We start from the raw sequence: 20,414 nt of genomic DNA on the forward strand, positions 1-20,414 counted from the left end.
CATGTCCGACGACCGCTTCGACGCCGCTACCGAGTTCGACCGCCAGCTCGACCGCCTCGTCCAGCTCGGCTACCCGGCGCTGGCCGGGCAGACCGAGGAGGAGTTCCGCGCGTTGCTCACCCCGCTGCGCGACCCGGCCGTGGCCGGTGCCGCCGAGCTGGCCGGCCCCACCGACGCGCGGGTGCCGTTCCTGCTGGTGACCACGCGGGAGCTGGTGCCCGTGGCGGAACGGATCGCGCTCACCACGCTCGCCGGCAAGCGCAGGACCGGCGTCCTCGACCGGAACTTCCCCGCCGACGACCTGCCCACCTTCGACCCGATCAAGGAGCTGGAGGTGCCGCCCGGGCCCGCGTACCTGCTCCTCGACGTGGACCGGGGCGAGGAGTACCGCAACGTGCCGCCGTCGGCCGCACTCGAGGACATGACCGCGAAGGACCGGCTGCCGATCACCATCGACGAGGGACTGGCATTCGTCACGCTGCACCCGCAGGCGCTGGCGAGCAACAGATGCTTCTCGCTCGTGGGGTCACGCTGCGGCGACCGGCGGGTGCCGGCGCTCTGGATCAGCCAGGGCGCGCCGAAGCTCGGCTGGTGCTGGTTCGGCAACCCGCACACCTGGCTCGGCTCGGCGACCGCGAACCCGGTACGGGTGGGGCTGGACTGACCGGTGGCCGGGGCGGGGCCGGCAACGGTCCCGCCCCGGCGCGGTCAGGAGGACGCGAGCAGGATCCGGGTCCAGACCTGCCCGTCAGGCGTGAGGACCAGATGGTCCGCCTCACCGTCCCGGCCGTCGTCCCGGCCGAACAGCCACGCGTAGCCCGGCGCGACACTCACCGAGGCGACCGGCATGCCGCCCGCCCGGGCCACGGCGAGACTCCGGCCGTCGTCGCGGCTGACCCGTACCTCCGCGACCCGGTCGTCGCCCGCACCGGTCTGGGTGACGGCCAGCAGGGATCCGTCCGAACCGACTGTCAGATCCCAGTGCTCCACCCTCGGCAGCCCGGTCACCGTGGTGGACCAGGTCGTCCCGCCGTCCTGGGTCCGCTCCAGCGTCACCGCACCGTCCGCGTCCGCGACGATCTGGTAGCCCACCCGCCGGTCCACCCCGGCCAGTCCCAGAACCGTCTTCCCCGGGGCCGGGGTCCAGGTCGTCCAGGTCACTCCCCGGTCGGCGCTACGCGCCCCGACCGTCGTTCCGTTGATCCCGTACGTGGTCCAGATACTGCCGTCCGACGCGGGGTAGAGGACGGCGAGCGGCAGCGGCGACGGCGGCTGCCCGCTGAGCCGGTAGACGTCCCCCGTCGACGGGTCCACCGCGAGCGGCTCGGTAACCGCCGGCGACGCCAGTCCACGCGGGACGGGCCGGGCGGCGGGCGGGAAGGCCCGTACGGCGGTGATCGCCTGCTCGGCGTCCCGCCAGGTGCGGCCGTAGTCGGTGGAGAGGCGACGCACCCCGTCGTCGTGGACCAGATAGGTGCTGTCGCTCAGGACGGCGTACTCCAGGCTCGTACCGCTGCGGGCCGGACCGGGCTCGCAGTCGGCGGCCCGGTAGCGCGCATCGTCCCAGTCGGTCCAGGTCCGGCCCCCGTCGGCGGTCCGGGCGAAGCGCAACACGCACGTCTCGACCCGTACGTCCACCCCGGAGGCCGGGCCGGTCAACGTGAAGTCGCCGGCCCTGCCCGGCAGGGCCGGCCCGGGCGGATCCGCCGATCCGAACTGTGCGGACCGGCTCGCCAGCGGCGTGGCGACCAGGGCCGCCAGCACCACCAGGGCGGTCGCGCCCAGGCCACCGGACCGGCGCCGGCGGGAGTGGGCCACGGACCGCAGCTCGTCGAGCGGCGGCTGCCGGACGCTGGCGGCGACGGTGTCGACGTCGAAACCGGAGAGCCTACGATCGGACATCGATCCTCCCGTTGCTGGGGCTGTCGATGACGTCGGAATCCGTGAGCAGCGCCGCGAGGGCCCGCCGCCCACGGGAGAGCCGGGACTTCACGGTGCCGGCGGAGACGCCGAGGGTGGCCGCGATCTCCTCCACCGGCAGGTCGACCAGGTAGTGCAGAGCCAGCGCGGTTCGCTGCCCCTCGGGCAGTTCCCGCATCGCGGCCAGCAGGGCCAGGTGTTCCGGCGACCGGTCGGCGACGGCGGGCGGAGGACCGATCCGGAGCAGCAGCCGGTCGAGGACCCGCCGACGCCGATGCCGGCTGCGGGCTACGTTCACCGCGACCCGCCGCAGCCACGCCTCCGGGTTCTCCAGCCGGGCGAACCGCCCGGGCGCGACCAGCGCCTTGGTGAACGCCTCCTGGACCGCCTCCTGAGCCTCGCTCAGGTCACCGGTCACCGCATAGAGCTGGACCACCAGCCGGCGGAAGGACCCCGCGTACAGCTCCGCGATGAGATCACCGTCGGGCACCGTCACCCCCTCTCCCCACCTGTCCACTCACGGGACGGCGGGAAGGTTCCGGGGGGGCGCTCAGAAGATCTCGCCGACCGGCAGGACGAGAGGGAACGGCTGGTCGGCGCGGTACACGTCGGCCGGGGCGAGGGCCGGGCCCCCGCGTTCCAACGCCTCCTCACCGGCGACGAAGACGTCCGGCAGGAAGTAGGACGAGCGGTTCGCGCTGACGCCGACGTCCTGCCCGACTAGCAGACCGGGCGGCGCCTGCCGGTCGAGGAGCCGGCGGAGGCGGTTCGCGATCGCCCCGTGCCGGACGTCGGCGTGTGGGGACACGAGCAGGCTCCCGTCGAAGATCTCGTAGTCCTGGCCGTCCTCGGGGAGATCCTGGAGGTCGTCGACCGTCCAGACGTCGCCGCTGCCGGGCCGTGCCGGGCTGGTCACTGTCACACCTCCTCTCTGCCGGCTCACCCTGACACCCCGTCCGGTTGTCCACAACGACTCCACGCCATCCACCGGGTTATCCACAGTCGTGAGGCGTTATCCACAGGTTGTGCACAGGGCTCGGAACCGTGCTCTTGACATTCCCGCTGAGCGGGCGAGACTGCCGGGGGTGACCGGAGCCGAGGAACAGCAACCTTCGGGGCGGCCCGTCGGGGCCGCCCCGGTTCCCGGCCCGCGCGCGTCCCCACCCACCGCCGAGACGGGAGGCGCGCCGGCGCCGGCCGTCGCGCCGAAGCGGACCCGGATCGTGCTGGCCGAGATCTCCCGTACGGGCGACCCGGCCGACCGCGCCCGATCCGAGCTGACCCAGCAGACCCCGGTCGGCGAGACGCTCGTGCAGGGGCTGATGCGCGCCCAGCTCTCCCTCGCGCTGCGGCTCAGCCTGCTGGTGCTGATCGGCCTCGGCGGCCTGCCGTGGCTGTTCGCCATCGCACCCACCGTCGGCCGGGTCACCGTGCTCGGCGTCAACCTGCCGTGGCTGCTGCTGGGCGTCGTGTCCTTCCCGTTCCTGATCGTGGTCGGCTGGGCGTACGTGCGGCTGGCCGAACGCAACGAGCAGGACTTCGTCGACCTGATCCGACGGCCGGAACGCTGATGTCCAACGGCTACGTGGTCCCGGCGATCGTCGCCGTCACCCTGGTCACCGTCGGCATCGGCTTCTACGGGCTGCGGCTGGCCCGCACCACGTCGGACTTCCTGGTCGCGTCCCGGGCGGTCAGCCCGACGTGGAACGCCGCCGCGATCGGCGGCGAGTACCTGTCGGCGGCGAGCTTCCTGGGCGTCGCCGGGCTGATCCTCAAGTACGGCGTGGACGTGCTCTGGTACCCGGTCGGCTTCGCCGCCGGATACCTCGCGTTGCTGCTGTTCGTGGCCGCGCCGCTGCGCCGGTCCGGCGCGTTCACGCTGCCCGACTTCTGCGAGGTGCGGCTCGGCTCGCGCCGGCTGCGGACGCTCGCCACCGTCTTCGTCATCTTCATCGGCTGGCTCTACCTGGTGCCGCAGTTGCAGGGCGCCGGTCTGACGCTGGCCACGCTCACCGGCTCGCCGTACCCGCTCGGCGCGCTGCTCGTCGCCGTGGTGGTGACCGCGAACGTGGCGCTGGGCGGCATGCGGGCGATCACGTTCGTGCAGGCGTTCCAGTACTGGCTGAAGCTCACCGCTCTCGCCGTACCCGCGATCTTCCTGGCATTGCAGTGGCAGGCCGACGCCCGCCCGGCGGTGACCCCGCCCGACGGGCCGACGTTCCGGACCGCGACCACCGTCGTGGTCGAGCACCGTGCGACGCTCACCCTGCCCGACGGCGACATCCGGGAGGTACGCCCCGGCGACCGCCTCGAGTTCGCCGCCGGTGACCCGGTGCCGGAGGTGTCCGGCGCGGCGACCGGCGCCACCGAATGGCTGCTGCCGGACACGGCGGGCGAGGACGACCGGGGACTGTTCGCCACGTACTCGCTGATCCTGGCCACGTTCCTCGGCACCATGGGCCTGCCGCACGTGCTGGTCCGCTTCTACACCAATCCCGACGGCGCCGCCGCCCGCCGCACCACGCTCGTGGTGCTGGCGCTCGTCGGCGTCTTCTACCTGCTGCCCACCGTCTACGGCGTGCTGGGCCGCATCTACACACCACAACTGCTCGTCAGCGGCCAGACCGACGCGGTGGTGGTGCTGCTGCCCGGGGCGGCGCTCGGCGACGGCACCACCGGCCGGCTGCTCGCCGCGCTCGTCGCCGCCGGCGCGTTCGCGGCGTTCCTGTCCACCTCGTCCGGCCTGCTCACGAGCGTGGCCGGGGTGATCTCCACCGACGTGCTGGGCCGAGGCTCGGTACGCGGCTTCCGGATCGCCACGGTGATCGCCGGCGGGGTGCCGGCGGTGCTCGCCCTGAACGTCTCCGGGCTGGACGTCTCGCAGGTCGTGGGGCTGGCGTTCGCGGTGGCCGCGTCGAGCTTCTGCCCGCTGCTGGTGCTCGGCATCTGGTGGCGCGGTCTGACCGACCTGGGCGCCGCCGCCGGGGTGCTGGTCGGCGGCGGCGCGGCCGTCGGCGCGGTGCTGCTCACCGTGCTCGGCCCGCCGCTGACCGGCTGGCCGGCGACGCTCACCACCCAGCCGGCCGCGTGGACCGTGCCGCTCGCGTTCACGGTCATGGTGGTGGTGTCGATGGCGAGCCGGCGGCGGCTGCCCCGCGACGTCCGCGCCACCATGCTCCGCCTGCACACCCCGGAGTCGCTGCGCCTGTGAGGCGGTGCGCCGCCCGCACAACCGCTCAGCAGCTGTCGGTGCCGGCGCAGAGGCGGTTCACCACCCAGCCGGGCGTCGGTGATCCGACTCGTACCTCTCAGGGATGACGCGAGATCATCCTGGCGTCCGAGCAGCCGCTGGCCGGAGCCCGATACGGTCGGACCATGACCGATCAGCACCCGGCGCTCTCCCTTCGTGGTCTGGCCAAGCGCTTCGACACCAAGGTCGCTGTGGCGGGCGTCGACCTCGCCGTGCCGACCGGCTCGTTCTACGGCCTGCTCGGACCGAACGGAGCGGGCAAGACCACCACCCTCTCCATGGCCGTCGGCCTGCTGCGGCCCGACGCCGGTGAGGCGCGGGTGCTCGGGTACGACGTCTGGGCCGACCCGGTCCGGGCCAAGAGCCTGCTCGGCGTGATGCCGGACGGCGTACGACTCTTCGACCGGCTGAGCGGGGCGGAACTGCTGGCGTACCACGGTCTGCTGCGCGGCATGGACCCGGCGGTGGTCGACCAGCGGGCGGCGGAGCTGCTCGACGTGCTGGCGCTCTCCGACGCCGGCCGCACGCTCGTGGTCGACTACTCGGCGGGCATGAAGAAGAAGATCGGGCTGGCCTGCGCGCTGCTGCACGGTCCGCGCCTGCTGGTGCTGGACGAGCCGTTCGAGGCGGTCGACCCGGTCTCGGCGGCGCTCATCCGCGACATCCTGCACCGGTACGTCGGCGGCGGCGGCACGGTGATCTTCTCCAGCCATGTGATGGAGGTGGTCGAGCGGCTCTGCTCCCACGTGGCGATCCTGGCCGAGGGCCGGATCAAGCAGGTCGGCACGCTGGCCGAGGTGCGCGGCGACCGGTCGCTGGAGGACGTCTTCGTGGAGGTGGTCGGCGGCCGGACCGCGACCGGCGAGGAGCTGTCGTGGCTGTCCCGGTGACCGTCCCCGAGCGTCCGGCCCGGCGCGTGTCGCCCTGGCACTTCGTCCGGCTCAAGCTGCGGGTGCTCGGCAACAACTTCCGGGGCCAGACCTGGCGGGTCGCGCTGTTCGTCCTCGGCCTGCTGTTCGGGCTCTGGTTCGCCGCCGTCGGGTTCTTCCTGCTGGCCGCGCCGGGGCTGGCCGGTGAGTCCCGGTACGCGCTGATGATCGCCGCCTTCGGCGGTGGCGTGCTGACGCTCGGCTGGCTGCTCCTGCCGCTCGTCTTCTTCGGCGTGGACGAGACGCTCGACCCGGCCCGGTTCGCGCTGCTGCCGCTGTCCCGCCGCACCCTGGTCACCGGCCTGCTGGCCGCCGCCCTGGTCAGCGTGCCGGCCCTGGCGACGGCGATCACGGCGGCCGGGCTGGTGGTCACCGCCGGCGCGCTCGGCGGATGGGCCGCCGCCCTGGCCGGCGCGCTCGGCGTGGTCCTCGGGCTGCTCGTCTGCCTGGCCGGCGCCCGCGCGATCACGAGCGCGTTCGCGACGATGCTGCGCTCACGCCGGGTACGCGACCTGGCCGCCGTGCTGCTCGCGGTGCTGGCCGCCCTGCTCGGGCCGTTGCAGTTGCTGGTGCTCGCCGCGGTACGGCAGACCGACTGGGACCGGCTGGACGGCGTGGCCCGGGTGGTCGGCTGGACGCCGTTCGGCGCACCGTGGACCGCCGGTGTCGACGTGGCGGAGGGCCGGGCCGGCGCCGCCGTGGTGAAGCTGCTGATCGCGGTCGCGACGCTCGGCGTACTCCTGCTCTGGTGGTCGCGGTCGCTGGAGTCGGCGATGGTGGGCACGGCGAGCAGCGGCCCCGCGCGGACGCCGCGCGGCGTGGCCGGTGGTGCGGTCGCGCAACTCTTCCCCCGCGCGGTGGGCTGGACCCGGCGGGACCGGTTCGGCGCGCTCGTCGCCCGCGAGTGCCGCTACTGGTGGCGGGACGCCCGGCGACGGGCCAACCTGATCACCGTCGCCGTGGTCGGTGTGTTCGTGCCGCTGATGGTCAACCTCGGCGGCCCCGCGTTCCTGTCCGAGGGCGGCGCGGCGTTCGAGCAGGCCACCGCCGACTCCTCGCCGGCGCTGGTCAGCCTCACCATGATCTTCGTCGGGGCGCTCGCGTCGGTGACGCTCGCCAACCAGTTCGGCTTCGACGGCAGCTCGTACGCCGCGAACCTGGTCGCTGGTGTGCCCGGCCGGGTGGAGCTGCGGGCCCGGATGGCCGCGTTCTCGATCTACGTGGTGCCGATGCTCGTCGTGATCGCGGTCGCGCTGGCGGTCGTCCTCGGCCGGCCCGAATGGCTCGGGGTCATGGGTGGCGCGTTGTTCGCCGCGTACGGCTGCGGGCTGGCGATCAACGCGTTCGTCTCCGTGCTCGGCGCGTACTCGCTGCCCGAGTCGAGCAACCCGTTCGCCATGAACAGCGGAGCCGGATTCACCAAGGGCCTGCTCACCCTGGTCTCCATGGTCGGCTCGGCTGTGGTGGCGGTGCCGTTCGTGGTGGCCGCCGCGCTACTGGGCGACGTGTGGCTCTGGCTGGCGCTGCCGGTCGGCCTGGCGTACGGCGGAGGCGCGGCACTGCTCGGCGCGTACATGGCGGGAGACACGCTCGACCACCGGCAGCCGGAGCTGCTGGCCGCTGTCACGCCGAGGCGCTGATGCCTGTCGTCGAAGCGGTCACCACGGTCCCGGTCCCGCCGGAGCTGGCGTTCGCCGTCTCCCAGACCACCGCCCCGGTGCGGTACCGCTGGGATCCGTTCGTCCGCGAGCAGCACTTCGTCGACGGCGCGACGCGGCCCGGCCGGGGCGTGCGCACGTACACCCGGTCCCGGCACGGCCTGGTCATGGTCAGCGAGTACGTCTCCTGGTCGCCGCCGACCAACGTCGGCATGAAGATGGTGCGCGGACCGTGGTTCTTCGAGCGGTTCGGCGGCGGCTGGCGCTTCGCGCCCGGCCCGGAGCCCGGCACCACGATCGCGACGTGGCGGTACAACTTCCGCTGCCGGCCGGCGTTCCTGCGGCCGGTCGCCGAGCGGATCGGGGGGTGGTTGCTCGGGCGCGACATCCGCCGCCGCATCGCCGGGTACGCGGCCGGCTGCGCCGACCCGGAGGTGCTGGCCGCCGCCCGCCGCCTGCTCGCCGACGACTGATCCGCGCGCCCCGGGCTGCCGTCAGGCGGTGCGGCGCATCGCCGCGTAGACGTGGTGGCCGTCGCCGACGCTGGTCATGGTGACCAGCTCCCAGCCGTAGTTCGACAGGTGCTCGACCGCTTCCATCAGCGGCTGGAACGCCCTGCGGCCCCAGGTGTTGTTCGCCCTGACCAGCAGGTGCCGGTGTGGATAGGCACGCAGGTCGACCTGACCGCCCAGGATGGCGTCGGCGGCGACGACCCGTTCCTGGGCGAGCTGCTGCGGTGGGATGAGAGCCATGCCCGGCAGGGTAGGGCGTTCCGTCGAACCTCGCCCGGGGACGGGCGGCACAATGTTTCACGTGAATCCAGAGCCGGGCGCGCAGATCCACTCCACCGATCCGTTCGCGGCGCCGGCCGCGCAACGCTCGCCGGTACGCCGGCTGCGCGGACGGCTGGCCGCCCCGGTGACGCTCTGGACCGCGCCCGGTCCGGAGGGGCTGACCGTCTCCTCCACGCTCGTGGCCGAGGGCGAGCCGGACCGCCTGCTGGGCCTGATCGACCCGGAGTCGGACCTGTGGGCGGCCATCGAGGAGGCGGGACGGTTCGCGGTGGCCCCGCTGGGCCCGCAGCACCGGCAGCTCGCCGACCGCTTCGCCGGCCTGTTCCCGTCACCCGGCGGTCTGTTCGCGCTGGACACCTGGACCGAGACGCCGTACGGCCCGGTGCCCTCGGACGCAGGCGGCTGGGCGGGCTGCCGCCTCACCGCCGCCCGCGAGTACGGCTGGAGCCTGCTGGTCGAGGCCACGATCGAGTCGGTGGACCTGCCCCGGGACACGCCCCCGTTGCTGCACTACCGAGGCCGCTACCACGACCTCCCCGGCTGACCCCCTTGCTCCGACGATCATGAAGTTGACCGCATTCGGCGTCCGATTTGTCGCCGCCAACTTCATGATCAACCGGGTTGGGGTGACCGGTTAGCGGAGTGACGTGAGTCACTGGGCGCAGTGGGAGTGCCGTTCGGCGCAGCCGTTCGCCGCCCGGCGGCGGAGCCTTCCCGGGCCGGGAGCGCGCTCTCTACCGTGCGCGAAACTTCCCCCACGCCTGCGAAGGTGGTGATCCACAGATGTCCACGGACACACCCGCGTCCGCACCCGCCGAGTCGGCGGCGGAACGGTACCTCGCCGTCCAGCGGTCGGACGAGTTCGCCGGGTTGCGTCGCGCGCTACGCGGCTTCGTCTTCCCGATGACCGTCGCGTTCTTCCTGTGGTACGCGCTCTACGTCATCCTCTCCGCGTACGCGCGGGGATTCATGGGCACGAAGCTCATCGGCAACATCAACGTCGCCCTGGTCTTCGGCCTGCTCCAGTTCGTCTCCACGTTCGTCATCGCCTGGCTCTACTCGCGGTTCGCCAGCCGCCGGATCGACCCGGTCGCCGACCGGATCCGCGACGAGATCGGGGAGGTGACCCATGAACACGGTCCTCGCGGCTGAGGCGGGCAGCACGACCGCCCGGAACCTCACCATCACGCTGTTCCTGGTCTTCGTGGCGATCACGCTGGCGATCACCGTCTGGGCCAGCCGGCAGACCAAGACCGCCACCGACTTCTACGCCGGCGGCCGGTCCTTCTCCGGCTTCCAGAACGGCATGGCGATCGGCGGCGACTACATGTCGGCGGCGTCCTTCCTGGGCATCGCCGGCATCATCGCGCTCTACGGCTACGACGGCTTCCTCTACTCGATCGGCTTCCTGGTCGCCTGGCTGGTGGCGCTTCTGCTCGTGGCCGAGCTGCTGCGCAACTCCGGCCGGTACACGATGGCGGACGTCCTGGCGTTCCGGATGCGGCAGCGGCCGGTCCGGACCGCGGCGGCGGTCTCCACCATCACCGTGTCGATCTTCTACCTGCTGGCCCAGATGGTCGGCGCCGGCGCGCTCGTCGCCCTGCTGCTCGGCATCAAGCCGGACACCACGTTCCTCGGCATGGACGCGGACACCGCCAAGGTCGCCACCATCATCATGGTCGGCGCCCTGATGATCATCTACGTGACGGTCGGCGGCATGAAGGGCACCACCTACGTGCAGATCGTCAAGGCGTTCCTGCTGATGGGCGGCGCGCTGGCGATGACGCTTCTGGTGCTCGCCAAGTACAAGTTCAACCTGTCCTCGCTGCTCGGTGACGCGGCCAGCGCCTCGGGCAAGGGAGCGGCGTTCCTCGAACCCGGATTGCGCTACGGCGTGGAGACACCCGGCGACGCGCTGAAGACGTTCTACAGCAAGATGGACCTGCTCTCGCTGGGCATCGCGCTGGTCCTCGGCACGGCCGGCCTGCCGCACATCCTGATCCGCTTCTACACCGTGCCGACCGCGCGGGCGGCCCGCAAGAGCGTGCTCTGGGCGATCGGCATCATCGGCACGTTCTACCTGCTCACCCTGGCGCTCGGCTTCGGCGCGGCGGCGATCGTCGGCGGGTCGGAGATCACCGCGCAGGACAAGGCGGGCAACACCGCCGCGCCACAGCTCGCCGAGAAGCTGGGAGAGCAGTTCCTCGGCGGAGACCTGGGCGGCGCGACACTGCTGGCGATCATCGCAGCGGTCGCGTTCGCCACCATCCTCGCCGTGGTCGCCGGGTTGACGTTGGCGTCGTCGTCCAGCCTGGCGCACGACTTCTACGCCAACGTGGTGAAGAAGGGTGAGGCGTCGGAGCGGCAGGAGGTGACAGTCGCCCGGATCTCCGCGCTGGTGATCGGCGCGGTCTCGATCGTCCTGTCGATCTACGCGCAGAACCTGAACGTGGCGTTCCTGGTCGCGCTGGCGTTCGCGGTCGCCGCCTCGGGCAACCTGCCGGCGATCCTCTACAGCCTGTTCTGGAAGCGGTTCAACACGTCGGGCGCGGTCTGGGCGATCTACGGCGGCCTGCTCGCCGCCGTGGTGCTCGTCTTCTTCTCGCCGGTCGTCTCCGGCGCGCCGACGGCGATGTTCCCCGACCACGACTGGCAGTGGTTCCCGCTGTCGAACCCGGGCATCATCTCGATCCCGTTCGGCTTCCTGTGCGGCTGGCTCGGCACGATCCTGTCCAAGGAGAGCGACGAGGAGAAGTACGCGGAGCTGGAGGTGCGCTCGCTCACCGGAGCCGGCGCCCACTGAGCACCACTGTCGAGCGGGGCCCCTGCCTTACGCGGGGGCCCCGCCTCGCGTGTATAGGCTGACCGCCATGAAGGTCGCTCCCCGCTTCGGAACCGGACACCGCATCCTCGTCACCGGCGGCGCCGGTTTCGTCCCGTCCCACCTGGTCGACCGGCTCGTCGAGCGCGGGTGCGACGTCGTGGTGCTGGACAACTTCGTCACCGGGTCCAAGGACAACGTCGCCCACCTGCTGGACCGGCCGACCTTCACGCTCGTCGAGGCGGACATCTCCGACGGCCTGCCGAACCACCCGGCGATGGCCGAGCGGTTCGACGCGATCCTGCACATGGCGTCCCCGGCCAGCCCCACCGACTTCGAGAAGCTGCCGGTCGAGATCCTCCGGGTCGGCTCGGTGGCCACGCTGGCGCTGCTGGAGCGGGCCACCGACGACGGCGCGCGGTTCCTGATGGCCTCCACCTCCGAGGCGTACGGCGACCCGAAGGAGCACCCGCAGCGCGAGACGTACTGGGGCAACGTCAACCCGATCGGCATCCGGAGCGTCTACGACGAGGCGAAGCGCTTCTCCGAGGCGGCCACCATGGCCTACCACCGCAGCCGGGGCACGGACACCGCGATCGTGCGGATCTTCAACACGTACGGTCCCCGGATGCGCCCGGACGACGGCCGGGCCATCCCGACGTTCATCTCCCAGGCGCTGCGCGGCGAGCCGATCACGGTGCACGGCACCGGCAACCAGACCCGCTCGATCTGCTACGTCGACGACCTGGTGCGCGGCATCCTGCTGCTGCTCGACTCGACCGAGACCGGCCCGATCAACTGCGGCACCGAGCACGAGATGTCGATGCGGCAACTTGCCGAGACGATCGTGTCACTCACCGGAAGCACGTCCGAGGTGAGTTACATCACTCGCGCTTCCGACGACCCGGAGATGCGCCGCCCGGACCTGACCCTCGCCCGCGAACTGCTCGGATACGAGCCGAGCGTCACGCCCGAAGACGGCCTCCGACGCACGATCGAGTACTTCCGCGGGCGGCTCGGGTACTGAACCCGGCGGGGACGCGGCTGACATCGGCGCGCGTACGAGGGCGTCGGTGGCCCGGCCGACCTACCCTCGGTTACATGTCAGCGACCTCGTCTGCCGGCGCCCCGATCCCCCGACACCTGAGCCGGGGCGCGGGCCGCGCCCAGGTTCCGGGCTCCGACCGGGCCGCCACCGGGCGCGCCCGGCCCTCGGAAACCAGGTGGTACCCCGCACACGACGAGGCGCCCCGCTCGGGCGGTCCCGGCGGTCCGGTGGGGCCGACCGGCCCCGGTGGTCCTGGGGGCGGCGGTCCAGGCGGGTCCGGCCGGCGGGGCCCCCGGCCGCGCTGGGGGCGCATCGGCCTGGTGGCCGGCGTGGCGGTGCTGGTGCTGGCGCTGCTCGGCGGCCTCGGCGCCTGGTTCTACGCCCGCAACCTGGACGACGACCTGGCCCGCACCGACCCGTTCGCCGGGATCACCGGGGGCCGGCCGGCCAAGCAGGTCGACGGCGCGTTCAACATCCTGCTCGTGGGCAGCGACTCACGGGATCCGGACGCCCCGGTCGACGGGAGCGGCAAGTGGCGTGCGGACACCGTGATCGTCATGCACATCCCGGCCGACCACAAGAGCGCCTACCTGGTCTCGGTGCCGCGTGACCTGTACGTGCCGATCCCGGAGAGCGCGGGCGCGTCCTGCGACTCCGGTTCGCGCAACAAGATCAACGCGGCGTTCGCGTTCGGCGGTCTGCCGCTCGCGGTGAAGACCGTCGAGTGCTTCACCGACGTACGGATCGACCACGTCATGGCCATCGACTTCGGCGGCTTCAAGGAGGTCACCGACGCCCTCGGCGGGGTGGACCTCAAGGTCGAGCGGACCGTCACCTCGATCCACAAGCCGTACCGGACGTTCACCAAGGGCGTGAACCACATGAACGGCGCCGAGGCGCTGGACTGGGTCCGGCAGCGCAAGCAGTTCCCGGACGGCGACTTCGCCCGGATGCGGCACCAGCAGGAGTTCCTGAAGGCGCTGATGGACAAGGCCGCGAGCACCGGCACGCTCACCAACCCGAAGAAGCTGAACGACTTCCTCAAGGCGGTGACCGCCGCCGTCACGGTCGACCAGGGATTCTCGTTGACCGACATGGCAGTGCAGTTCCGCAGCCTGCGGGGCGAGAACCTGACGTTCGTCACCAGCCCGCACCTGGGCGGCCAGACCATCGACGGGCAGTCCGTGGTGGTTTCCGACCGGGAGAAGGCGCTGGCGATGTACAAGGCCATCGCCGCGGACCGGATGGCCGAGTGGATGCAGGCCAACCAGAAGGGTTCGGGCGACAGCGCGGGCGGCTGACGCCGGCACGACATGACCGGTCTCTCGCGCTAGGACCTCGCCACCACGGAGGCCAACCGCCGACCGGCTCCTTACCCCTGCCCGTTCGGTCACAACCAAAAGGTGTTGGCCGGTATTGACGGGAATTGCGACCCTACGAGGTCGCGAGAACGGGAACAGATACGTAAAGTGGTCCCGCCCCCGATCACCGAGCTGGAGCACGCATGTCGGTCCAGACCAGCCGTCGCCCGCAGTCACCGGCACCCGGATCATCCGGGCGGGTCCCTCCGGTCATCCCCACACAGCCCGGTTCCGGCGGTCGCGGCCCGGGCGGTGGCAAGAAGAAGCGCACCAAGCGCAAGGACCCGCTCTGGGCGAAGCTCACGCTTGTGCTCGGCGCGGTGCTGATGGTGACCAGCGGCGTCGCGATCGTCGGCAGCAAGGCGGTCATCGGCCAGGCCACCGACAACATCGCCCAGCGCAACCTGCTCGGCGGAGCGGGCAAGAGCGAGGCCGAGGGCGGCAACAGCCTCGAAGGCCCGATCGACATGCTGCTGCTCGGTGTGGACGCCCGCGAGCGCTGGGCGGCCGACGACGTCCGGTCGGACACGATCATCATCCTGCACATCCCGGCCAGCCACGACCAGGCGTACCTGATCTCGATCCCCCGGGACACCGAGGCGCGTATCCCGGCGTTCGAGAAGAGCGGCTACCGGGGCGGCACCGACAAGATCAACGCGGCCTTCTTCCACGGCGCCCAGAACGGCGGCGGCTGGGAGGGCGGCGCCCAGTTGATGGCCAAGACGATCAAGTCGATGACCGGCATCGGCTTCGACGGCGCCGCGATCATCAACTTCGGCGGCTTCAAGAGCGTGATCGACGCGCTCGGCTCGGTGCGGATCTGCGTCAGCCACGAGGTCAAGTCGCACCACATGTCGTACGTCGACGGCAAGGCGATGTGGAACGCCGACGCGAAGAAGACCGGCAAGCCGTACAAGGCAGTGGTGCACAAGAAGGGCTGCCGGGAGATGGAGGGCTGGGAGGCGCTCGACTACTCCCGCCAGCGCTACGGCCTGCCGAACAGCGACTACGACCGGCAGCAGAACCAGCAGCAGCTGATCAAGGCGATGGCCAAGAAGGCCACCGAGGGCGGCATGCTGACCAACCCGCTCAAGCTGAACTCGCTGATGAAGGCCGCGGGCAAGGCGTTCGTCCTGGACACCGGCGGCGTGCCGATCGCCGACTTCATCTTCACGCTCAAGAACCTCAACGGGAACGACCTGGTCACCCTGCGGACCAACGGGGGAACGTTCGCCGGCAACAGCAACGGCCGGGAGACGTTCAACGAGACGACCATGGACATGTTCCAGGCGGTCAAGAACGACAAGCTGGCCGACTTCGTGGTGAACAACCCGGACGTCCTGTCCACCCGGAAATGACCCGCTGACCTGCGCGAAAGCGGTAACGGTCGGCCGATCCCCCCGTAGCCTGACGTGAGCGGGTCTCATGTCGCGGCTACGGGGGGATCGTCACGTCCAGGCCAGCACGGAACCGACGCGGGCGGGGTGGACCCGCCCGCTGGGCCCGGTTCCTGCTCGGCACCGGCCTCGTACTGGTCCTGCTCGCCACGCTCGGCGTCGCCGGGCTGCACTGGCTCACCTCGCGCTACGACCGCACCGTCGCCAAGGAGCAACTGCTCGACCCGGCCGCCCGGAACAAGCGGACAGACCTGGACGGCGCGCTCAACTACCTGCTGATCGGCTCGGACCACCGGCCCGGCGCGAACCCGGAGGACCAGCGCTCCGACAGCATCCTGATCGTGCACGTGCCCGCCGGGATGCGGCAGGCGTACCTGATCTCCGTGCCGCGCGACCTGCTGGTGGCGCTCCCCGCGGCGCCCGGCTTCCCCGGCGGCCAGGACAAGGTCAACGCCGCGTACGAGCACGGCGGCGGCGGTGAGGGCGGCGCACGGCTGCTCAGCACCACCCTGAGCCGGCTCACCGGAATCCGCTTCGACGGCGCGGCACTCGTCGACTTCTCCGGCTTCAAGCAGGTGATCGACCAGCTCGGCGGCATCCGGATGTGCGTGGACACGCCGGTGCGCTCGATCCACACCCGGCAGCAGTTCGACACCGGCTGCCAGCAGATGGACGGCGCGCGGACGCTCGACTACGTGCGGCAGCGCTACGACCTGCCCGGCGGCGACTACGACCGGCAGCGGCACCAGCAGCAGATGCTGCGGGCGGTGCTCGACCGGGCGGGCGAGACGCGGCTGCGCAGCGACCCGGTCAAGCTGGACCGGGTGCTCCGCGCGGCCGGCGGGGCGCTGACCGTGGACACCAACGGCGTACCCCTGGACGAGCTGTTGTTCGCGCTGCGCGGCCTGCCCGCGGACGCCCTGCGCGGGGTCCAGGTGCCCTCCTACCCGCAGACCATCGACGGCGTCTCGTACGTGGTGCTGGACAACGGCGGCGGCGGACTGTTCACCGCGCTGCGCGACACGCGCGTGCCGGAATGGGCCGGCGCCAACCCGCGCTGGGTCAACCGGCTCTGAGCGACGAGGACGACTAGGCTTGGTGACCGTGTTCGGAGCCTCACTACCCAGCGTCCCCGCGTCGGCCGTGCCCGACGACGTCTACCTGCTCGACGTCCGGGAGGACGACGAGTGGGCCGCCGGCCACGCGCCGGCCGCCCATCACCTGCCGATGACCGAGCTGCCCGCCCGGCTCGCCGAGATCCCGCAGGACCGCGACGTGGCGGTGATCTGCCGGGCCGGTGGCCGCTCCGCCCAGGTGGTCGGCTACCTGCTGCGCAACGGCTGGGACCAGGTGCGCAACGTCGACGGCGGAATGGGCGACTGGGCCGCCGCCGGCCGCCCGGTGGTCACCGACGACGGGCAGCCGGGCCGGGTCGCCTGAGCCGGTGACGCGGCCATGACCGTCCCCCTGGTCTTCGCCCATCGCGGCGCCTCGTACGACCTGCCGGAGCACACGCTCGCCGCCTACCTGCGCGCTCTCGACGAGGGCGCGGACGGGCTGGAGTGCGACGTCCGGCTGACCCGCGACGGACACCTGGTCTGCGTGCACGACCGCCGGCTGGACCGCACCAGCAACGGCCGTGGGCTGGTCAGCGCGCGGACGCTCGCCGAGCTGGAGGCGCTCGACTTCGGCTCCTGGCATCGTGCCGCGACGCTGGCCGAGGACGACGCGCCGCTCGACGAGTCGCACACCCGGCTGCTCACGCTGGAGCGGCTGCTCGACGCGGTGCTGGCCGCCGGGCGGCCGGTCCGGCTGCTGATCGAGACCAAGCACCCGTCCCGCTACCGGGGCGAGGTCGAGCGCCGCCTGGTCGAGATGCTGCGCCGGTACGGGCTGGCCGAGCCCCGCCCGGACCATCCCGTCCAGGTGACCGTGATGTCGTTCTCGCCGCTCGCCGTACGCCGGATCCGGGAACTCGCGCCGGCGCTGCCCACGGTGCTGCTGCTGGAGGTGCTGCCGCGCCTGCTGCCGCTGGGCCGGCTGCCGTTCGGCGCCCGGATCGCCGGCCCCGGTGTGGCCCTCGTCCGGACCCGCCCACGGCTGGTCCCCGCGCTGCGTGCCGCCGGCAACTCGGTGTACGTGTGGACCGTCAACGAGCCGGAGGACCTGGAACTCGTGCTCGAAGCCGGCGTGGACGGGGTGATCACGGACCGGCCGGCCCACGCGCTGGCCCGGTTGGGCCGGTGAGCCCCGTCGATCGGTACCGGGGACGGTCGACCGGCGGGGGGTGTCCCGGACGCGGACGGCGCGGCACACTCGGGACATGCCGGAGCGAACCGATTACCCCGCCTTCATCGCCGGCCACACCGCAGTGATCAACATGATCAACTCGGGCGAGTCCGGTCTCGCCGTGCTCACCCGTCTGCTCCGCGAGGTCGAACCGACGGTCGGCGCGGCCGGCCTGGTCTTCGTGGAGTTCACCTCGGCCGGGGGCCGGGTGATCGCGGCGACCGGCAGCGCCGAGTTCGTCCTCGGCCGCCCGCTGCCCGCCAGCGACCCGGCCACCGTCTGCCTGCTCGCCGGCCCGCCGGTGCGGGAGTTCCGGGTCGACGCGATCCCCGGTGCGCTCGCCGACGAGGTCGCCGGCCGGGGCCTCTGCCGGATGATCGTGGCACGCGCGGAGATCGGCGGGCTCACAGTCGGCAGCCTGCACGCGCTCTACCGGCTGGGCGAGCCGCTGCAACCCGCGCAACGCGCCGTCATCGGCTACATCGCCGCATGCGTCGCCCACATGTACGGCGACCAGACCGGCCTGCCCGTACACGGGGACGGCCCGGTCGTGGCGGCGCTCGCCGACGGGCTCGCCGTGGTGGACCGGGACGGGCGGGTCCGGCTCTGGAACCCGGCCGCGGTCCAGGTGACCGGCCGGCCGGCGGAGGAGGCGCTGGGCCGTCCGCTGCCGTTCCCGCTGCCGCCGCCCGGCCAGGTGCTCGACCACCGGCTGCCGGACGGCCGCTGGCTGCGGATCACCTCCGGCGAGCTGCCCGGCCCGAACGCGCTGCGGGTGGTCAGCTTCCGCGACACCACCGACCAGCAGCGGCGCGACCACGACCGGGACCTGTTCGTCGCGGTGACCAGCCACGAGCTGCGTACCCCGGTCACCGTCATCAAGGGGTACGCGGACACGCTCACCGACCACTGGGACTCGCTGAGCGACGCCGACCGGAGGCAGGCCGCCCGGATCATCGGCCAGCGCGCGAACGAACTGGCCCGCCTGGTCGACCGGCTGCTGACCGCCGCCACGGAGAACCGGCCCGGCGGTGAACCGGCCGCGCCGTTCGACCTGGTCGACGCCCTGCGCGCGGCGGTGGTCGACCTGCCGGCCGACGTCCGGCACCGGGTCGTGCTCGACCTCCCCGCCGACCTGCCCAAGGCGCTCGGTGACCGGCACAGCCTCGCCACGGTGCTCACCGAGCTGGGCACCAACGCCGGGAAGTACTCGCTGCCGGACACGCCGATCGAGATCACCGCCGAGGCGAACGAGCGGACCGTCTCGTTCCGGGTGGCCGACCGGGGCATCGGCATCCGGCCGGAGCACGTGGAGCGGGCCTTCGACCGGTTCTGGCAGGGCGAGTCCGGCGACCGCCGCCGGTATCCCGGTGCCGGGCTCGGTCTCTATCTCGTCCGCCAGATCGTTGAACAGCAGAATGGATGGGTATCCCTCCGGCCCAGAGCCGGTGGCGGTACGGTCGCAGAGGTGCGGCTGCCCCGGGGTTGACCGGGGCGCTCACGGGCGGGGAAGGAACGACGTGTCGACTGGTCCGGCCGAACGGTCGTGGTGCGTGGTGGTGCCCCACGACGCCACCGGCGCGCGCCTGGCCCGGCACCGGCTCGCCGACGAGCTGACCGGTGTCGTACCCCCGGTCCTGGTGGCCGACCTGGTCGCGGTCCTCGCCGAACTGGTCGGCAACGCGGTCCGGCACGCCGACGCGCTGCCCGGCGGCGTCGTCCGGGTCGCCTGGCGGCTGCGGGTGACCGAGCGGGGGCCGAGTGTCGAACTCCGGGTCACCGACGGCGGTTCCGGCGCCGGCCCGTGCATGCGTACCGCCTCGCCGGACGCGGCGGACGGGCGGGGACTGCACATCGTCGCCGGGCTGGCCAGCGGCTGGGGCGTGGAGCGCGACGGGCTGGGCCAGAGCGTGTGGGCCCGGTTCGACCCGGTCCCGGTGCAGCGGACGGACCTGGTCGCCGCCGGCTGACCGACGCGGCGGGCGGGTCCGGCACCCACCGCCGAGGCCCGGCATCTAGGCTGTCTCGCCATGAGCGAGCGGAGCGGAGCGGGCGCATGAGCAAGCGTCGGAAGAACCAGCGGGCCGTCGAGGCCACCCCGAAGCGGGAGAAGGTGCGCGACGTCTTCGTGCCCCGGCCGTTCGAGGGCCTCGCCGACGAGCCGGAGTGGATCGCCCTGCGCGAGCTGGTCCCGGCCGCGTCCGCGCCGCTGCGGCTGACCCCGGAACTGGTCGAGGAGTACGGCGACCGGCCGGTCACGCTGGCCACCGTGCTGCCGATGGCCGCCCCGGCGATGACCAAGCCGGACGGGCGGGTCTTCATCGGCCTGCAACGGCACCAGCAGTCCGGCGACGTCTCCCGTGACCTGGCCGACGCGCTGATCTCCGCGCTGCGGACCGAGCCGGGCGGCCAGGTGAGCGTGCCGCCGCTGCCCGGGCCGGGCCCTCGCCTCCAGGACATCCTGGTGGACGGCCCGCTGGAGATCAGCATGCACGACGGGTTCGACTTCTGGCTCGACCCGGGCGCCGCCGACGACCCGAACGTCCAGGCATCCCTGGAGCGGGCCAACTCGGCGATCTACCCGACCGTGAAGCTGGCCGCGGCGCGGGCCGCGTACTGGTGCCAGGTGCCGGAGAAGGCCCACGTGCGCCTGGTCCTGCCGGACGACGAGGACGCCGCACTGGACGCCTTGTCCCGGCTCGCCGCCGCGGGCGCGCTGACGCTCGGCGACGACACGAAGTTCGCGGGCATGTTCCGGGCGCACGGCCGCCTCGCGCCGGTCTGGGACCTGCCGGAGGACACCCCGGCCGCCGAGTGGGAGGCGCCGGTGGCGGAGTTCGCCAAGCGCTACGCCGAGGCGGTCGCGGAGCGGGAGCCGCTCGACGCGGCCGGCCGACGGGTCCGCCAGGGGCTGCTCGGCCGCCAGCTGACGCTGCGCTGACGTCTC

Annotated in this window: 22 protein-coding genes; 18 read left to right on the top strand and 4 right to left on the bottom strand. The window is 72.4% G+C overall.

What is annotated here, in order from left to right; translation table 11 throughout:
- Nucleotide 1 precedes the first annotated feature (1 nt).
- Entirely contained in the window at nucleotides 2-664 is a 663-nt protein-coding gene (locus GA0070562_RS00390; RefSeq protein WP_225853086.1) for a DUF5701 family protein, read from the top strand.
- 44 nt (nucleotides 665-708) lie between these two features.
- Here GA0070562_RS00390 and GA0070562_RS00395 read toward each other — a convergent pair whose 3' ends face one another.
- Genes GA0070562_RS00395 through GA0070562_RS00405 form a run of 3 tightly spaced genes read right to left on the bottom strand, consistent with a single transcriptional unit; the run spans nucleotide 709 to nucleotide 2,836 of the window.
- A complete protein-coding gene (locus GA0070562_RS00395; protein ID WP_091413359.1) occupies nucleotides 709-1,902 on the bottom strand; it encodes a hypothetical protein in 1,194 nt (397 codons plus the stop codon).
- A complete protein-coding gene (locus GA0070562_RS00400) occupies nucleotides 1,889-2,416 on the bottom strand; it encodes an RNA polymerase sigma factor (RefSeq protein WP_225853085.1) in 528 nt (175 codons plus the stop codon). Before GA0070562_RS00400 ends, GA0070562_RS00395 begins: the two co-directional genes overlap by 14 nt.
- A 54-nt stretch (nucleotides 2,417-2,470) precedes the next feature.
- Nucleotides 2,471-2,836: a Uma2 family endonuclease gene (locus GA0070562_RS00405; RefSeq protein WP_175438578.1), complete on the bottom strand. Its 366-nt coding sequence runs from the start codon at nucleotides 2,834-2,836 to the stop codon at nucleotides 2,471-2,473.
- 304 nt (nucleotides 2,837-3,140) lie between these two features.
- Between GA0070562_RS00405 and GA0070562_RS00410 the strand changes: the two genes are divergently transcribed.
- From GA0070562_RS00410 to GA0070562_RS00430, 5 genes are all read left to right on the top strand, one after another.
- Nucleotides 3,141-3,491 (top strand): hypothetical protein, encoded by a 351-nt coding sequence (locus GA0070562_RS00410; protein ID WP_175438621.1) that lies wholly within the window; start codon nucleotides 3,141-3,143, stop codon nucleotides 3,489-3,491.
- On the top strand, nucleotides 3,491-5,131 hold the full coding sequence (locus GA0070562_RS00415) for a sodium/solute symporter (RefSeq protein WP_091413366.1): 1,641 nt from the start codon (nucleotides 3,491-3,493) through the stop codon (nucleotides 5,129-5,131). Before GA0070562_RS00410 ends, GA0070562_RS00415 begins: the two co-directional genes overlap by 1 nt.
- 164 nt (nucleotides 5,132-5,295) lie before the next feature.
- On the top strand, nucleotides 5,296-6,060 hold the full coding sequence (locus GA0070562_RS00420) for an ABC transporter ATP-binding protein (protein ID WP_091413368.1): 765 nt from the start codon (nucleotides 5,296-5,298) through the stop codon (nucleotides 6,058-6,060).
- The gene (locus tag GA0070562_RS00425; RefSeq protein WP_091413370.1) at nucleotides 6,045-7,739 is read left to right on the top strand and encodes an ABC transporter permease; all 1,695 of its coding nucleotides are present in this window, start codon (nucleotides 6,045-6,047) and stop codon (nucleotides 7,737-7,739) included. The genes GA0070562_RS00420 and GA0070562_RS00425 overlap by 16 nt, the downstream gene beginning before the upstream one ends.
- Nucleotides 7,739-8,230 carry an SRPBCC family protein gene (locus tag GA0070562_RS00430; RefSeq protein ID WP_091413372.1) on the top strand — a complete coding sequence of 164 codons (492 nt, stop codon included), beginning with the start codon at nucleotides 7,739-7,741 and terminating at the stop codon, nucleotides 8,228-8,230. The genes GA0070562_RS00425 and GA0070562_RS00430 overlap by 1 nt, the downstream gene beginning before the upstream one ends.
- 21 nt (nucleotides 8,231-8,251) lie before the next feature.
- Here the strand turns inward: GA0070562_RS00430 and GA0070562_RS00435 are convergent, their stop codons facing one another.
- Nucleotides 8,252-8,509: a hypothetical protein gene (locus tag GA0070562_RS00435; RefSeq protein WP_047890511.1), complete on the bottom strand. Its 258-nt coding sequence runs from the start codon at nucleotides 8,507-8,509 to the stop codon at nucleotides 8,252-8,254.
- On the opposite strand from GA0070562_RS00435, the gene GA0070562_RS00440 reads away from it, so the two are divergent.
- From GA0070562_RS00440 to GA0070562_RS00495, 12 genes are all read left to right on the top strand, one after another.
- Nucleotides 8,499-9,095 carry a flavin reductase family protein gene (locus GA0070562_RS00440; RefSeq protein ID WP_419779935.1) on the top strand — a complete coding sequence of 199 codons (597 nt, stop codon included), beginning with the start codon at nucleotides 8,499-8,501 and terminating at the stop codon, nucleotides 9,093-9,095. The genes GA0070562_RS00435 and GA0070562_RS00440 overlap by 11 nt on opposite strands.
- Before the next feature lie 239 nt (nucleotides 9,096-9,334).
- A complete protein-coding gene (locus GA0070562_RS00445; protein WP_091413375.1) occupies nucleotides 9,335-9,703 on the top strand; it encodes a DUF485 domain-containing protein in 369 nt (122 codons plus the stop codon).
- Nucleotides 9,681-11,354: a solute symporter family protein gene (locus tag GA0070562_RS00450; RefSeq protein WP_091413377.1), complete on the top strand. Its 1,674-nt coding sequence runs from the start codon at nucleotides 9,681-9,683 to the stop codon at nucleotides 11,352-11,354. Before GA0070562_RS00445 ends, GA0070562_RS00450 begins: the two co-directional genes overlap by 23 nt.
- 67 nt (nucleotides 11,355-11,421) lie before the next feature.
- Nucleotides 11,422-12,399, top strand: a complete 978-nt coding sequence (locus tag GA0070562_RS00455) for an NAD-dependent epimerase/dehydratase family protein (RefSeq protein ID WP_091413379.1) — start codon at nucleotides 11,422-11,424, stop codon at nucleotides 12,397-12,399.
- A gap of 74 nt (nucleotides 12,400-12,473) precedes the next feature.
- The gene (locus tag GA0070562_RS00460; RefSeq protein WP_091413381.1) at nucleotides 12,474-13,721 is read left to right on the top strand and encodes an LCP family protein; all 1,248 of its coding nucleotides are present in this window, start codon (nucleotides 12,474-12,476) and stop codon (nucleotides 13,719-13,721) included.
- Between the two features lie 203 nt (nucleotides 13,722-13,924).
- Nucleotides 13,925-15,139, top strand: coding sequence for an LCP family protein (locus GA0070562_RS00465; protein WP_091413384.1), 1,215 nt, complete (start codon nucleotides 13,925-13,927; stop codon nucleotides 15,137-15,139).
- 371 nt (nucleotides 15,140-15,510) lie between these two features.
- Nucleotides 15,511-16,254 carry an LCP family protein gene (locus tag GA0070562_RS00470; RefSeq protein WP_443673970.1) on the top strand — a complete coding sequence of 248 codons (744 nt, stop codon included), beginning with the start codon at nucleotides 15,511-15,513 and terminating at the stop codon, nucleotides 16,252-16,254.
- 28 nt (nucleotides 16,255-16,282) lie between these two features.
- Nucleotides 16,283-16,618: a rhodanese-like domain-containing protein gene (locus GA0070562_RS00475; protein WP_091415937.1), complete on the top strand. Its 336-nt coding sequence runs from the start codon at nucleotides 16,283-16,285 to the stop codon at nucleotides 16,616-16,618.
- A 15-nt stretch (nucleotides 16,619-16,633) separates the two neighbouring features.
- On the top strand, nucleotides 16,634-17,425 hold the full coding sequence (locus GA0070562_RS00480; protein WP_091413388.1) for a glycerophosphodiester phosphodiesterase: 792 nt from the start codon (nucleotides 16,634-16,636) through the stop codon (nucleotides 17,423-17,425).
- A gap of 76 nt (nucleotides 17,426-17,501) precedes the next feature.
- A complete protein-coding gene (locus tag GA0070562_RS00485) occupies nucleotides 17,502-18,956 on the top strand; it encodes an ATP-binding protein (RefSeq protein ID WP_091413390.1) in 1,455 nt (484 codons plus the stop codon).
- 31 nt (nucleotides 18,957-18,987) lie between these two features.
- Nucleotides 18,988-19,437, top strand: coding sequence for an ATP-binding protein (locus GA0070562_RS00490; RefSeq protein ID WP_091413392.1), 450 nt, complete (start codon nucleotides 18,988-18,990; stop codon nucleotides 19,435-19,437).
- 86 nt (nucleotides 19,438-19,523) lie between these two features.
- A complete protein-coding gene (locus GA0070562_RS00495) occupies nucleotides 19,524-20,408 on the top strand; it encodes a DUF5926 family protein (RefSeq protein WP_091413394.1) in 885 nt (294 codons plus the stop codon).
- Nucleotides 20,409-20,414: the final 6 nt, after the last annotated feature.

It is taken from the genome of Micromonospora tulbaghiae, assembly GCF_900091605.1.
Classification (GTDB): domain Bacteria; phylum Actinomycetota; class Actinomycetes; order Mycobacteriales; family Micromonosporaceae; genus Micromonospora; species Micromonospora tulbaghiae.